The organism is Mesorhizobium sp. M0715 (assembly GCF_040320355.1).
In the GTDB taxonomy this organism is placed as follows: domain Bacteria; phylum Pseudomonadota; class Alphaproteobacteria; order Rhizobiales; family Rhizobiaceae; genus Mesorhizobium.
In genome coordinates, this window is sequence record NZ_JAMYPL010000022.1 from 1 (window position 1) to 12,844 (window position 12,844).

Below are 12,844 nucleotides of genomic sequence, written 5' to 3' on the forward strand. Positions count from 1 at the left end.
GGGGGTCTGGTGTTGTGTTAAACCCCCACCCCCCCCCCCCACCCCCCATTACCCCCCGCGGCCCCCCCCCCGCCGCGGGGGGTTTAAAACCCCCCCGGGCCGGCCCATTGGCCCCCGGCCGCGTAACCGTTCGGTCGCTTAGGCCGCGAACGCTCTGACCCTGACGCCGCTTGCCTCAAGCCGTCTCCTGACATGCGCGGCGATGGCGACGGCAGCCGGCGTGTCGCTGTGGACGCAGATCGAATCGATCGGCGTCCGCAGCATCTGCCCGGAAAGCGTCTCGATGGCGCCTTGCTTGACCATTCGGACGACCCGTTCGGCTGCCCTCTCGGCGTCGTGGATGACAGCGCCTTCCAGCTTGCGCGAAACAAGGAAGCCTTCCTCCGTATAGGCGCGGTCGGCGAATATCTCGGACCTGACCGTCAGCCCAGCGTCGCGCGCGATCCTGTCCTGGAAGCCGAGCGCAATGACCAGGCAGATCAGGCCGGGATCGACGGCCTTGACCGCGCGCGTCACCGCTTCGGCGACGCCACGATCGGTCTGGGTAAGATTGCCTAGCGCGCCATGCGCCTTCACATAGTGGATCGGGTGGCCGGCATAGGCGGAAAGCGCCTGCGCCGCGCCGATCTGGTAGGCGACCAGCCTTTCGATCTCATCCATGGAATGCGGAATGATGCGGCGTCCGAACCCCCACAGATCGGCGAAGCTCGGATGCGCGCCAACGGCAACGCCCTTGTCGCGCGCCATCGAGAAGGTGGCAGCCATGATCTCGGGGTCGCCGGCATGAAAGCCGCAGGCGACATTGGCGGAACTGACGATGTCGAGGATCGCCGCATCGTCGCCGAGCCTGTAGGCTCCAAAACCCTCGCCCATGTCGGAATTGATATCGACCTGCAATCCTTGGGCCGCCATGGCGCTTTCCTCAGTGGTTCGAACCATCGCCTTTGCTTCACACCAGCTCGTAGAGCGGCGTGCCGTAGCCGACGACCGCTCCGTCCTCGATCAGCGCCGCGCCCAGCACGCCGTCTACCGGCGCGAGCACGGCCTTCAGGCATGGGCCGACCTGCAGGACGCCGACCGTCTCGCCCTTGCGAACCACCTGGCCAGGGTCGGCAACCGGCCGACCGGTCGTTGGATGATCGAGACGGAACACGCCGACGCCGGGCGCGCGCACGCCTTTGAAGACCGTTTCGGCCTTCGGGGCTTCGGCCGCGGGTGTCGAGGGAACAACGGATTGCATGTGCAGGCGCAACGAAAAGCCGGCCTCCGACACTTCGATCTCGCCGATGCCGGCGCTAACACACCAGCCGGCCAGCCTTTCGAGCTCCTCAACCGTCATCGCCGCCTCGTCCCTGGAGCAGACCGCCTTCAATGAGACGTTCAAGATGATGGATATCGAAGCCGCCGGCGGCAAAGCCGGGCTCCTCCATCAGGAGGCCGTGGAGCGGCGCGTTGGTGGCGATGCCGACAGCCTCCATCTCGCCCAGCGCGCCGCTCATGCGCCGGATCGCCTCGGCCCGCGTCGCGCCATGCGCCAGCAGCTTGGCCACCAGGGAATCGTAGTGCGGCGGCACGGTGTAACCGGAGTAGAGATGCGATTCGACGCGGATTCCCGGGCCGCCGGGCGGCGTCCAGCGCTCGACCCGGCCCGGATGCGGGCGAAAGCTGTAGGGATCTTCAGCGTTGATGCGGCATTCGACGGCGTGGCCCTGGATGCGGATGTCTTCCTGGCTGAACGACAGGGCTTCGCCCCGGGCGATGCGGATCTGCTCGCGCACGATATCGATGCCGGTGACAAGTTCCGTGACGGGATGCTCCACCTGCACGCGGGTGTTCATCTCGATGAAAGAGAAGCGCCCGTCCTCGTAGAGGAATTCGAACGTGCCCGCGCCTGTATAGCCGATGGTTAGGCATGCGTGGGCACACAGCTCGCCGATCTCGGCAATCGCCTCGCGGGCGATGCCGGGCGCCGGCGCCTCCTCAATGATCTTCTGGTGGCGGCGCTGCATGGAGCAATCCCGCTCGCCTAACCACACCGCCTTGCCATGCTTGTCCGCCAGAATCTGAATCTCGATATGGCGCGGGTGCTCAAGGAATTTCTCCAGATAGACTTGCGGGTTGCCGAAGGCCCGGTCCGCCTCTTTCACCGCCATCGAAACGGCTTCCAACAGAGCGCGCTGCTCGCGCACGATGCGCATGCCGCGCCCGCCGCCGCCGCCCGCCGCCTTGACGATGACCGGATAGCCGATGGCCTCGGCAATGGCGCGCACTGCCTGCTCGTCCTGCGGCAGCGCCCCCTCCGACCCTGCAACGCAGGGAACGCCGGCAGCGATCATCGTGCGCTTGGCGGAGACCTTGTCGCCCAAGGTGCGGATCGCCGCGGCCGACGGCCCGATGAAGGCGAGGCCGGCATTTTCGACGGCCTCGGCGAAGGCGGCGTTTTCCGAGAGGAAACCATAGCCCGGATGGATCGCGCCCGCGCCGGTGAGTTGCGCGGCCGCGATGATCTCGGCGATATTGAGATAGCTCTCCGTCGCCGCAGCCGGCCCGATGCAGATCGCCCTGTCCGCCAGCGCGACATGGCGAAGGCTCGCGTCGGCTTCCGAGTGCGCTGCCACCGTCTTCAATCCGAGATCGCGGCAGGCGCGCAGGATGCGCAGCGCGATTTCACCGCGGTTGGCGATAAGGACGGTGTCGAACATCGCCGCTAGCCCAAATCTTCGAGAACGAACAGCACATCGCCGGACTGCACGGCGGCATGGTCGTCCAACGCGATCTGGACGATCCGCCCAGCGCGATCGGATTCCACGACGTTGAACGTCTTCATGGCTTCGAGGACACCGACCTTCTGCCCTTCCACGACCACATCGCCAACCGAAGCGAGCGGCGGTTCGCCTTCGGTGCCGGAACGGTAGAACACGCCGGTCAGCGGCGCGCGGATCGAATGCCGCGCGATGGGCGGAGCTGTCGAAGCCGGATTTGTGAAGACGGCAGGGCCGGCGGCTGACCCCGACTGCGGCGAAGGCTGCGACGCGGATTGCGCCAGCACCCCCTGCCTGGACATGCGGATACGAACGCCATCGCGCTCGATCTCCAACTCGGCAATGGGCGAACGCGAGACAAATTCGATCAGCTTCTGGACGAAGTCGAGATCCATCGCCGGCCCTACCGCAGCGCTTCGACAGCCTCGGCGATACGCCCGATCGCTTTTTCGATCAGGTCCATCGACGTGGCTATGGAAATGCGGAAATGCGGCGACAGGCCGTAGGCAGAGCCCTGCACCACCGCGACCCGCGCCTGATCGAGCAGGTAAAGCGAGAAGTCGTCGTCGCTGCCGATAGGAGTGCCGTCCGGGCGGCGACGACCGATCAGGGCCGAGCAATTGGGATAGAGATAGAAGGCGCCCTCGGGCGTCCGGCAGGTGAGACCGGGAATCGCGCGCAGCAGATCCAAAGCGCGGTCGCGCCGTGCCTGGAATTCAAGCGCCCGAGGGCGAAGAAAGTCCTGAGGACCTTCCAGTGCGGCAATGGTCGCGGCCTGCGAGATGGACGACGGGTTGGACGTGCTTTGGCTCTGCACGGTCGCCATGGCGCGGATCAGCGGTTCCGGCCCGCCGGCATAGCCGATCCGCCAGCCGGTCATGGCATAGGCCTTCGACACCCCGTTCACTGTCAGCGTACGGTCCTTCAGCCTCGGCTCGACGCCGGCGATGGTATGGAAGGTTCGTCCATCGAACAGGATATGCTCGTAGATGTCGTCGGTCAGAACGTGCACATGCGGGTGATCGAGCAACACCCCCGCCAGCCCCGCAAGTTCGTCGCGGCTGTAGACGGCGCCTGTCGGGTTGGAAGGCGTGTTGAGCAGCAGCCATTTGGTGCGCCCGGTGATCGCGGCTCGCAGGGCTTGCGGTGTCAGTTTGAAGCCCTGCGGCTCCGTGCAGGGAACGACCACGGGCTTGCCTTCGCCGAGCAGGACGATGTCGGTGTAGGAAACCCAATAGGGCGCTGGGACAACCACCTCGTCGCCGGGGGCCAGCGTTGCCAGCAGGGCGTTGTAGATGATCTGCTTGGCGCCGCCCGCGACACTGATTTGCGAAGGCTTGTAATCGAGGCCGTTCTCGCGCCTGAATTTTCCGGCCACCGCCTTCTTCAGCGCGGCGGTGCCGTCGACCGCCGTATAGCGCGTCTCCCCCCTGCGCATCGCCTCGTAGGCCGCCTCGACGATGTGCGGTGGCGTTGGAAAATCCGGCTCGCCGGCGCTCAGGCTGATGACGTCGATGCCGGCCGAACGCATTTCGATTGCCCGCGCGGTGACCGCCATGCTGGGGCTTGGCTTGATGACGTCGAGACGGGGAGCGATGAGGCCCACGGGAAATCCTCGGCATGGCTGCCGCGACGTTGCCGGGCAGGTGATATCTGTTACAAATTGGATAATGTATTCTGTTTTTCACGTCAAACCTCTTTTTCTGCATCGAAGACCGGGTTATGTCTCGTTTTGGACGTGGACCGATAGAGGAAGATATCCAATCCTTGTCGCCGCGGATGATATTCGAGATAGGGAACGCGATTGGTATGGGCACAAACTATGATGTGGTGATCGTCGGCGGCGGCGTTGTCGGCAGCTCGATCGCCTACTTTCTGTCAGCCAATCCGGATTTCGATGGCAGGATCGCGGTGATCGAGCGGGACCCGTACTACACGGCGTCCTCGTCTTCCTTGTCGACCAGCGCCATCCGCCAGCAGTTCGGCACGGCGCCCAACATTGCCATGTCGAAGTTCAGCATCGACTTCCTGCGCCAGGTAAAGACGCGGCTTGCCATCGGCGACGAGTTGGCCGACATCGGCCTGCATGAGCCCGGCTACCTCGTGCTGGCGACACCCGAGCGGGCCGACGCGCAGCGTGCCAAGAACCGCGTTCAGCGCGGCATGGGCGTCGACGCCGAACTGATCGAGCAGGCCGATCTGGCGCGACGCTTCCCATGGCTCAACACGGACGATCTCGCCCTTGGCTCGCTCGGCCTTGGCAGCGAAGGCTGGTTCGACGGCCCCGGCCTGATGCAGGCATTCCGCCGCAAGGCACGCACGCAGGGCGTGGACTATCTTGCCGCGACCGTGACCGGACTGACCATGGCGTCTCCCGGCAAGGTTGGCGAAGTGGTTCTGGACAATGGCGACCGGCTTGCCGCCGGCACGGTGATCAACGCGGCCGGGCCATGGAGCGCGGGCATTGCCAGGATGGCCGGCGCCGACCTACCGGTCGTCCCGAGCAAGCGATGCGTCTTCGTCTTCGAAACACCGGCAAGGATCGAGAACTGCCCCTTCATCTTCGACACAAGCGGCCTCTGGCTGCGGCCGGAAGGTCAGCTCTTCCTGTGCGGTATTCCACCGGTACGCGAGAACGACCCGGACGATTTCGGCCTGGATGTGGACTACGACCTGTTCGACGAGTTGATCTGGCCAGCACTCGCCTATCGTGTGCCAGGCTTCGAACAATTGCGCATGCTGCGCGCCTGGGCGGGGCTCTACGAGTACAACACCTTCGACCACAGCGGCATCATCGGCCGGCATCCCGAGATCTCGAACTTCGTCCTGGCCACCGGCTTCAGCGGCCACGGCATGATGCACGCGGCGGCGACCGGGTCGGGCGTCAGCGACCTCATTGCCTACGGCGAGTACCGATCTGTCGACCTCTCGGCCTTCCGCTACGAACGGATCGCTGGCAATCAGCCTATCGAGGAACATGTCTACTGAAGCGAAACGGGCGACATGGCATCGCAGTGACAACGGTGCTATGCGTCCACTTCTTCAATCAAAACGGCGCCAGTCAACAAACACGGCGGCCGCCTCAGGCTGATTCATGCTCGTACAGAAGAAAACCATCTCGACCCAGGTCGCCGATGCCATCAGGCAGAAGATCCTGATCGGCGAATACGAGGCCAACTTTCAGCTGCGGCAGGAGCATCTGGCCACCGAGTTCGGCGTCAGCCGAATTCCGGTGCGAGAGGCGCTGCATCAGCTTCATTCGGAAGGCTTCGTCACGCTGGTTTCCCACAAGGGCGCCGTCGTTACCTCCATTTCCCTGGACGAGATTCTCGAGCTCTACGAATTGCGAGCCCGGATCGAAACATGGCTGCTAGCCCTGGCCATTCCAAGGATGACGGAGGCAGACCTCGCGCTGGCTCGCGAGCGCGCAAAGCAGCACCAGGAGCAGGGCAAGACCGGCGAGTACTCGAACCAGCTCAACTGGAACTTCCACGCCGCGCTCTACGCGCCGTCCGGCCGCAAGGCGACGATCGAACTGGTCGGGCGCATCTACCAGCAGCTGGAACGCTACACGCGCATGATGGTGACGCTCACCGAGATCCAGGCCCAGTCCGACCGCGACCACTGGCAGCTCATCGACCTGTGCGAAGCCAAGGATACGCTGCGCGCCGTCGGCCTTTTGGAAATGCATATCATCACCAGCGGCAAATTCCTGGTCGACCGGCTTCAGGAATTGCGGGGCAGCTGATCAGTCGCCCCGTCTCCTTGTCCAGCCCCAATCCTTCGCGCGAAGATCATTTGCCGGGCAGATTGGTCGCCCGGGTCAGCAGGATCACGCCTGCCTTGTCGGCTGTGTCGTAGTAGGTGAAGCCGGTGCGGTTTTCCCGGCGCCCGCGCATCAGCACGGCAAGTCCGTCGGTTTTCGCCTTGGTTTCGGCTGCGTCCGCATCACGAACCTCGAAGCCGATATGGAAGACACCTTCACCCTTGCTGTCGAGATGAATTCGCTGCGGTGAAGGATCGCCGTTCGGCTGGCACAGCTGCAGCTGAACGTTCGGCAAGTTGCAAATCCGATATTGCATCGCCTTGAAACCCTCGGGGCTTGGGACCTGCAGTTCTTCGTATTCGGCCAGCGGCGGATAGGGCTCCCATGGCCCGATGCCGATGGAGTCGTAGTAGGCCTGCGCCTTGTCGATATCGTGCACGACGATGCAGATGTGATGCAGCTTTTCGAAATTACCCATGTCACTCCCCATTCTTCTCACTCCTTGATCGGGACCGTATAGTTCAGAACGCGGCGCCCCCCGTCGGGGTAGATCGTCTCGCCGGTGATGTAGGAAGCGTCGTCGCTGGCCAGGAATGCCACGACCGAGGCGATCTCGGCTGCCGTGCCGAGGCGCCCGAGCGGTGTCCGCGAAAGAACCGCCCGTCTCATTTCCTCCGAATCGATGAATGTCCCGTCCATGACCATGTCCGTGGCGATGGTGCCCGGGCCGACACCGACCACACGGATGCCGTGGGTGGCGAAGGCGACGGCCGCGGTGCTGGTGACCTGGTTCATGCCGCCCTTGGAGATCGCGTAGGTGGCGACGCGCGGGTTGGCGAGGCCCGAATTGATCGACGACATGTTGATGATGACGCCGCCTCCACCCTGCGCGATCATCTGGCGGGCGGCCGCCTGGGTGCCCATGAACGCACCTTTCAGATTGACGGCGAGGACCCTGTCGTAATCCGCTTCGCTGATGTCGAGAAAGTCCTGGACCGGAGCGATGCCGGCATTGTTGACCATGATGTCGACACGGCCGAACTTCGCCACCGCCGCTGCAATCAGCCCATCGACCTGGTCCTTCTTGCTGACATCCGTAACGACCGCCAGGACGCTGTCGGTGGTGCCGATTTCAGCGGCACATTTTTTTAGCTCCACGGCATCGATGTCGCCGAGCACGAGCTTCGCGCCTTCGGCCAAAAAGCGTTCCGCGCAAGCGCGTCCGATGCCGCGCGCCGCGCCTGTGACAACAGCCACCTTGCCTGCCTGTCTCATGTCCAATCCTTCGATCATTTGTAAGTCGGCCACCGTCTCAAGGAGTATGGGCCGAGCTTGGCTACGGATGGGGATTCTCCCACCGAAGCCTAGCCTAGCGGATAACGAAGGGATTGGCGGTCTTGCCGGCGGTGTCTATCCACACCGTCTTGGTCTGCAGATAGGAATTGATGGCATCCTGCCCGCTTTCGCGCCCGATACCGCTCCTCTTGTAGCCGCCGAAGGGCGCCATGTAGGAGACGGCACGGTATGAATTGATCCAGACCATCCCCGCCTCCATTGCGGCCGCGCCGCGCAACGCCCGGCCCATGTCGCTGGTCCATATTCCTGCCGCCAGCCCGTAGGGGCTGTCATTGGCAATGGCGAAAGCCTCTTCCTCGTCGTCGAACGGAATGACCGAAAGGATCGGTCCGAACACCTCTTCGCGCGCGATCCGCATGGTGTTGTTCACGCCAGTGAAGATGGTGGGCTCGACGAACCAGCCCTCGGCCAATTCACCCGAGGCCGGCTTGCCGCCGCCCAGCACGCAAAGCGCACCCTCGCGGCGCGCGATGCCGAGATAGGACAGCACCTTCTCGCGCTGGGCTTGCGTGGTGATCGGCCCCACCTGCGTCTCTTGCAGCGCCGGATTGCCCAGTCGAGCGCTGGCCGCCAGCGTTATGACGCTCTCCACGAACCGGTCGTGGATTTTGCGATGCACCAGCAGCCGCGAACCCGCGATGCAGGTCTGGCCACTGGCGGCGAAGATGCCTGAGATCGCGCCGTTGACCGCGCCCTCGATATCGGCATCGTCGAAGACGATGTTGGCCGATTTGCCGCCGAGCTCCAGCGTGACGACTTTTAGCTGTTCGGCAGCCGCCCGATAGACCGCGATCCCGCCAGGCTCACCACCGGTGAAGGCGATCTTGGCGACGTCGGGATGAGAGACGAGTGGCGCGCCGACATCAAGCGGCATGCCGGTAACGGTGTTGACCACGCCGGGCGGGAAGCCTGCCCGCGCAAACAGTTTCACGAACTCCAGCGTCGAGGCCGAGGCGTGTTCCGACGGTTTGATGACGACAGTGTTGCCTGCCGCCAGCAGCGGCGCGAGCTTCCATGTCAGGAGCAAAAGCGGCGAATTCCAGGGCACGATCGCTGCAATGACACCCAGCGGCTCGTGGCGGGTGAAAGCGAACATGCCAGCCTTGTCGATCGGCAGCACCGACCCTTCGATCTTGTCGGCAAGACCGCCGAAATAGCGGAACCATTCCGGGATATAGCGCAGCTGTGCCGTCATTTCGGTGAGCAGCTTGCCATTGTCGCGCGTCTCGATGGCGGCAATGCGATCCGCGTTCTCCGCGATCAGCTCAGCCAGCCGCACGAGCAGCTTGCCGCGCGCGGTGGGCGTGATCCCGGCCCACTCCTTCGACCGGAAAGCAGCCTTGCCGGAGGCTACGGCGGCATCCACCTCGGCCTGTCCATCGCTCGGAATCAGCGCCCAGGGCCTGCCGGTGAACGGATCATGGCTCTCGAATGTATCGGCTGTCGATTGCAACCGACCGCCGACCGTGTTCTGGAAACTGACCAGCGCTATATCGGTCCTCAACAGGTGGCAAAGCCCAGATGGGCGCGAAAGCGGTTCTTGACCTCGACCGCGTCGCGCGGCGGCAGCGAGCGCGGCAGGTTCTCGGCGGTGATTTTCAGCACGAAAAGGCGCGGACCGTCGGCCGGATGCCGAAGCTCTTCACACAGCGTGTCGACCTCCTCCAGCGTACGCAGCTCGGCGGTCTTCGAAAAACCGCAAGCGGCCGCGACCTTGTCGAAACCAATGCCCTTGCCGGTATGGCTCGACTGCATGCCGGTCTCGCCGAAATGCTGGTTGTCGAGCACGATCAGGTCGAGATTTTTCGGCCGCGCCACCGAGATCGTCGCCAGCGAACCGAACGCCATGAGCTGTTCGCCATCTCCGGTGATCACCATGACCCGCTTGTCGGGCTGGGCCTGGGCAAGCCCCAGGCCGATCAGCGCAGCACCGCCCATGGCGCCCCACAGATAATAGTTGTCGTTGCGGTCACCGGCAGCATGCACGTCGTAGCTCGGCGAGCCGAGACCGGTCACGACCAGGGCGCCATCGCGGGCGTCGAGCAGCTTCTTCACCGCAACCCGGCGGTCCATCGTCGGTAAATTCATGTCGCTCACCACTTCTTCTTGCCGAGCAGCCGCTGCCCGATCAGCACGGCAATCTGCTGGTCGGCGTCGAAAGCCATCAAGGCTGCCTGCGCCACCGTCTCCACGAGATCGGGACCGGTCTCGGCGCGCAGCACCCTGAGGCCGATCGCCTTCAGCGAGGCCTCCGTCGCCTGCCCCATCGGCACCTGCCACGGATTGAACTCGGCCCACTCGCCTCGCATCGTCACCAGGACGAGCAGGGGAAAGCGCGCCTGCACGGGAAGCGACAGCATGTTGATGCAATTGCCGACGCCTGAGGATTGCATGAGCACGACGCTCCGCTTGCCGCCGAGCCAGGAGCCTGCGGCAATGGCGATGCCCTCCTCCTCCGTCGTCAGCACATTGGTGACAACCTCGGGATCCGTGCTGAAGCGCTCAATCAATGTGGTGTGGCCTGCGTCGGGCACGTAGGACATCTGGCTGATGCCGGCGGCCTTGAGCACGTCATAGACCTGATCCGGCCACTGCTTTTCAGACGCCGCCGGAGCGGCTGCAAGTGCTGCCGCTTGCGGATGTTTTGCTTCTATGCTCGCCGTCACCTTGGACCCCCGGGAATTTGGATTGGAACCAGGTTACCTCGGCTGTCCGATCTAATCTTCGTTCCTTTATTGTGATCAGATATAATGATATTCGATAGCTCATGGAGTTATCGCAGCTACGCACGCTCATCCACGTCGCCGAACTCGGCAGCCTCAGCAAGGCTGCCGACCGGCTGCACATCGCGCAGCCGGCACTCAGTCGGCAGGTACGCATGCTGGAGGAGGAATTGGGCTTTGCACTTTTCCTGCGCCACGGACGCGGCATGGTGCTGTCCGAGCAAGGCAAGGAGGTGCTGACACACGCCATGCGCGTGATGGCCGAGATTGACGAGATCCGCGCCACAGCCACGCCCGCCGACGCGCCGCTGACCGGCGAAGTGGCCATCGGCCTGCCACCCACCGTTGCGGACATTATTTCGATGCCGCTGGCTGCCGCCTTCGGCAAGGCCCACCCCAAGGCGAAACTCAGGCTTGTCAGCGCCTACACCGGCTATCTGCTGGACTGGATGCATCGGGGCGAAGTGGACGTCGCGGTGCTCTACGACCCGCGCATGGCGCGTTCACTGCGCTCGCGCCCGCTGCTTCTGGAAAACCTCTTCCTGATCGGACCGCCAGACGCGGGGTTTTCAACCGTGCGCGCCGTATCGTTCGCCTCACTCGCCGGCAAGCGCCTGCTGCTGCCCAGCATCAAGCATGGGCTGCGCATCATCGTCGAACACTGCGCCGCGGATGCCGGCATCACGCTCGATGTCGGCATCGAGGCGGACTCGTACTCAGCGCTGAAGGACCTGGTGCGCAACGGCCATGGCTGGACGATCCTGCCGCTCGCCCCTATCCATGCCGACGTGGCCGCGGGGCTGCTCACCGCCGCGCCGCTGATCGATCCGGTGCCCGTGCGCCGGCTGATCCTTGCCTACCCGGCGGACCGGCCTGCCTCGCGGCTGGCGCGGTTTGCCGGACAAGCGATCGAGGACATCGCCAAGGATCTTGTCGGGCGGGCCGTCTGGGTTGGCCAGCTTCTCGGTCCTCCGCCATAAGCATTTGAATTTCGTTATATCTGCTCACACCTGCCTTGCATTGCGGATAGGGCGTCGAGGCGCGATAGTGAGGCCTGCAGCAAGACGAAAAGCCGGACAAACCTCATGGAACACTACCAGGACATTCGGGATGCCGTCGCCAAGCTGTGCGCCCGCTTTCCCGGCGAATACTGGCGCGCACTCGACAGGGACATGACCTACCCCGGTGAATTCGTCGCAGCGTTGACGGAGGCTGGCTGGCTCTCGATCCTGATCCCGGAGGCCTATGGTGGCTCGGGCCTGCCGCTTTCGGCCGCCGCTGCCGTGCTGGAGGAAATCCAGCGCGCCGGCTGCAATGGCGGCGCCTGCCATGCGCAGATGTACACGATGGGCACGCTTCTTCGCCACGGCTCGGAAGCGCAGAAGCAGCGATACCTGCCGAAGATCGCCGCGGGAGAATTGCGCCTGCAAGCCTTTGGCGTCACGGAACCGACCAGCGGTACCGACACGGGTGCGCTCAAGACCACCGCGCGGCTCGATGGCGATCATTTCGTGGTCAAGGGCCAGAAAATCTGGACCAGCCGCGCCGAGCATTCTGATCTGATGCTGCTTCTGGCGCGGACCACGCCGCTGAAGGACGGCATGAAGAAGACCGACGGCCTCTCCGTCCTCATCGTCGACATGCGCGAAGCCGTTGGCAGCGGCCTCACCATCCGGCCGATCCGCACCATGATGAACCATGCCACCACCGAGGTTTTCTTCGACGATCTGCGCGTGCCCGCCGAAAACCTGGTCGGCGAAGAAGGAAAGGGCTTCCGCTACATTCTCTCTGGCATGAATGCCGAGCGTATCCTGATTGCCGCCGAATGCGTCGGCGATGCGAAATGGTTCATCGAAAGGGCGAGCACTTATGCCGGGGAAAGGCATGTGTTTGGCCGAGCGATCGGCCAGAACCAGGGCATCCAGTTTCCGATCGCCCGGGCCTACGCCAACATGCGGGCTGCCGAACTGATGGTGCGGGAGGCGCTGAACCTCTACGAGGCCGGCAAGAACCCCGGAGCCGAAGCGAACATGGCCAAGATGCTGGCGGCCGACGCTTCGAACGAGGCCGCCAATGTCTGCATCCAGACGCATGGCGGGTTCGGTTTCGCGGAAGAGTACGATGTGGAGCGCAAGTTCCGCGAGACACGGCTCTATCAGGTCGCGCCGATCTCGACCAACCTCATCCTGTCATACCTTTCCGAGCACGTGCTTGGACTGCCGCGTTCCTACTAGGAG

At 63.9% G+C, this 12,844-nt stretch carries 14 protein-coding genes; 4 read left to right on the plus strand and 10 right to left on the minus strand.

Annotated elements, in window-relative coordinates; genetic code table 11:
• Positions 1 to 138: 138 nt before the first annotated feature.
• Genes NKI21_RS23460 through NKI21_RS23480 form a run of 5 tightly spaced genes read right to left on the minus strand, consistent with a single transcriptional unit; the run spans position 139 to position 4,368 of the window.
• Positions 139 to 912 (minus strand): LamB/YcsF family protein, encoded by a 774-nt coding sequence (locus tag NKI21_RS23460; protein ID WP_031212611.1) that lies wholly within the window; start codon positions 910 to 912, stop codon positions 139 to 141.
• Between the two features lie 37 nt (positions 913 to 949).
• The gene (locus NKI21_RS23465) at positions 950 to 1,339 is read right to left on the minus strand and encodes an acetyl-CoA carboxylase biotin carboxyl carrier protein (RefSeq protein WP_023809521.1); all 390 of its coding nucleotides are present in this window, start codon (positions 1,337 to 1,339) and stop codon (positions 950 to 952) included.
• The gene (gene accC / locus NKI21_RS23470) at positions 1,329 to 2,702 is read right to left on the minus strand and encodes an acetyl-CoA carboxylase biotin carboxylase subunit (RefSeq protein ID WP_023809522.1); all 1,374 of its coding nucleotides are present in this window, start codon (positions 2,700 to 2,702) and stop codon (positions 1,329 to 1,331) included. Before accC ends, NKI21_RS23465 begins: the two co-directional genes overlap by 11 nt.
• A 5-nt stretch (positions 2,703 to 2,707) precedes the next feature.
• Positions 2,708 to 3,157: an acetyl-CoA carboxylase biotin carboxyl carrier protein gene (locus tag NKI21_RS23475; RefSeq protein ID WP_023809523.1), complete on the minus strand. Its 450-nt coding sequence runs from the start codon at positions 3,155 to 3,157 to the stop codon at positions 2,708 to 2,710.
• Between the two features lie 8 nt (positions 3,158 to 3,165).
• Positions 3,166 to 4,368 (minus strand): pyridoxal phosphate-dependent aminotransferase, encoded by a 1,203-nt coding sequence (locus NKI21_RS23480; RefSeq protein ID WP_352442509.1) that lies wholly within the window; start codon positions 4,366 to 4,368, stop codon positions 3,166 to 3,168.
• Positions 4,369 to 4,571: 203 nt separating this feature from the next.
• Here NKI21_RS23480 and NKI21_RS23485 point away from each other — a divergent pair, with 203 nt between their 5' ends.
• A complete protein-coding gene (locus NKI21_RS23485; protein ID WP_352442508.1) occupies positions 4,572 to 5,750 on the plus strand; it encodes an NAD(P)/FAD-dependent oxidoreductase in 1,179 nt (392 codons plus the stop codon).
• 106 nt (positions 5,751 to 5,856) lie between these two features.
• Positions 5,857 to 6,510 (plus strand): GntR family transcriptional regulator, encoded by a 654-nt coding sequence (locus NKI21_RS23490; RefSeq protein WP_027167548.1) that lies wholly within the window; start codon positions 5,857 to 5,859, stop codon positions 6,508 to 6,510.
• A gap of 46 nt (positions 6,511 to 6,556) precedes the next feature.
• Here NKI21_RS23490 and NKI21_RS23495 read toward each other — a convergent pair whose 3' ends face one another.
• The 5 genes from NKI21_RS23495 to NKI21_RS23515 all read right to left on the minus strand — a co-directional run bounded on the left by NKI21_RS23495 (position 6,557) and on the right by NKI21_RS23515 (position 10,550).
• Positions 6,557 to 7,006, minus strand: a complete 450-nt coding sequence (locus tag NKI21_RS23495) for a VOC family protein (RefSeq protein ID WP_023809527.1) — start codon at positions 7,004 to 7,006, stop codon at positions 6,557 to 6,559.
• 17 nt (positions 7,007 to 7,023) lie between these two features.
• On the minus strand, positions 7,024 to 7,803 hold the full coding sequence (locus NKI21_RS23500; protein WP_352867537.1) for an SDR family NAD(P)-dependent oxidoreductase: 780 nt from the start codon (positions 7,801 to 7,803) through the stop codon (positions 7,024 to 7,026).
• Between the two features lie 94 nt (positions 7,804 to 7,897).
• Positions 7,898 to 9,376, minus strand: a complete 1,479-nt coding sequence (locus NKI21_RS23505) for an aldehyde dehydrogenase (protein WP_352867591.1) — start codon at positions 9,374 to 9,376, stop codon at positions 7,898 to 7,900.
• Between the two features lie 8 nt (positions 9,377 to 9,384).
• Positions 9,385 to 9,972: a thiamine pyrophosphate-dependent enzyme gene (locus NKI21_RS23510; RefSeq protein ID WP_352799214.1), complete on the minus strand. Its 588-nt coding sequence runs from the start codon at positions 9,970 to 9,972 to the stop codon at positions 9,385 to 9,387.
• A gap of 5 nt (positions 9,973 to 9,977) precedes the next feature.
• A complete protein-coding gene (locus NKI21_RS23515; RefSeq protein ID WP_352551631.1) occupies positions 9,978 to 10,550 on the minus strand; it encodes a thiamine pyrophosphate-binding protein in 573 nt (190 codons plus the stop codon).
• A 101-nt stretch (positions 10,551 to 10,651) separates the two neighbouring features.
• Between NKI21_RS23515 and NKI21_RS23520 the strand changes: the two genes are divergently transcribed.
• Both NKI21_RS23520 and NKI21_RS23525 read left to right on the plus strand, forming a co-directional pair.
• Positions 10,652 to 11,587 (plus strand): LysR family transcriptional regulator, encoded by a 936-nt coding sequence (locus tag NKI21_RS23520; protein ID WP_352867539.1) that lies wholly within the window; start codon positions 10,652 to 10,654, stop codon positions 11,585 to 11,587.
• A 105-nt stretch (positions 11,588 to 11,692) separates the two neighbouring features.
• The gene (locus tag NKI21_RS23525; protein ID WP_352867541.1) at positions 11,693 to 12,841 is read left to right on the plus strand and encodes an acyl-CoA dehydrogenase family protein; all 1,149 of its coding nucleotides are present in this window, start codon (positions 11,693 to 11,695) and stop codon (positions 12,839 to 12,841) included.
• Positions 12,842 to 12,844: the final 3 nt, after the last annotated feature.

Coding starts and splice junctions, on each gene's coding strand:
- NKI21_RS23475 (WP_023809523.1), bottom strand. CDS start 3,157: ATGGATCTCGACTTCGTCCAGAAGCTGATCGAATTTGTCTCGCGTTCG.
- NKI21_RS23495 (WP_023809527.1), bottom strand. CDS start 7,006: ATGGGTAATTTCGAAAAGCTGCATCACATCTGCATCGTCGTGCACGAT.
- NKI21_RS23465 (WP_023809521.1), bottom strand. CDS start 1,339: ATGACGGTTGAGGAGCTCGAAAGGCTGGCCGGCTGGTGTGTTAGCGCC.
- NKI21_RS23525 (WP_352867541.1), top strand. CDS start 11,693: ATGGAACACTACCAGGACATTCGGGATGCCGTCGCCAAGCTGTGCGCC.
- NKI21_RS23500 (WP_352867537.1), bottom strand. CDS start 7,803: ATGAGACAGGCAGGCAAGGTGGCTGTTGTCACAGGCGCGGCGCGCGGC.
- NKI21_RS23510 (WP_352799214.1), bottom strand. CDS start 9,972: ATGAATTTACCGACGATGGACCGCCGGGTTGCGGTGAAGAAGCTGCTC.
- NKI21_RS23485 (WP_352442508.1), top strand. CDS start 4,572: ATGGGCACAAACTATGATGTGGTGATCGTCGGCGGCGGCGTTGTCGGC.
- accC (WP_023809522.1), bottom strand. CDS start 2,702: ATGTTCGACACCGTCCTTATCGCCAACCGCGGTGAAATCGCGCTGCGC.
- NKI21_RS23520 (WP_352867539.1), top strand. CDS start 10,652: ATGGAGTTATCGCAGCTACGCACGCTCATCCACGTCGCCGAACTCGGC.
- NKI21_RS23490 (WP_027167548.1), top strand. CDS start 5,857: ATGCTCGTACAGAAGAAAACCATCTCGACCCAGGTCGCCGATGCCATC.
- NKI21_RS23460 (WP_031212611.1), bottom strand. CDS start 912: ATGGCGGCCCAAGGATTGCAGGTCGATATCAATTCCGACATGGGCGAG.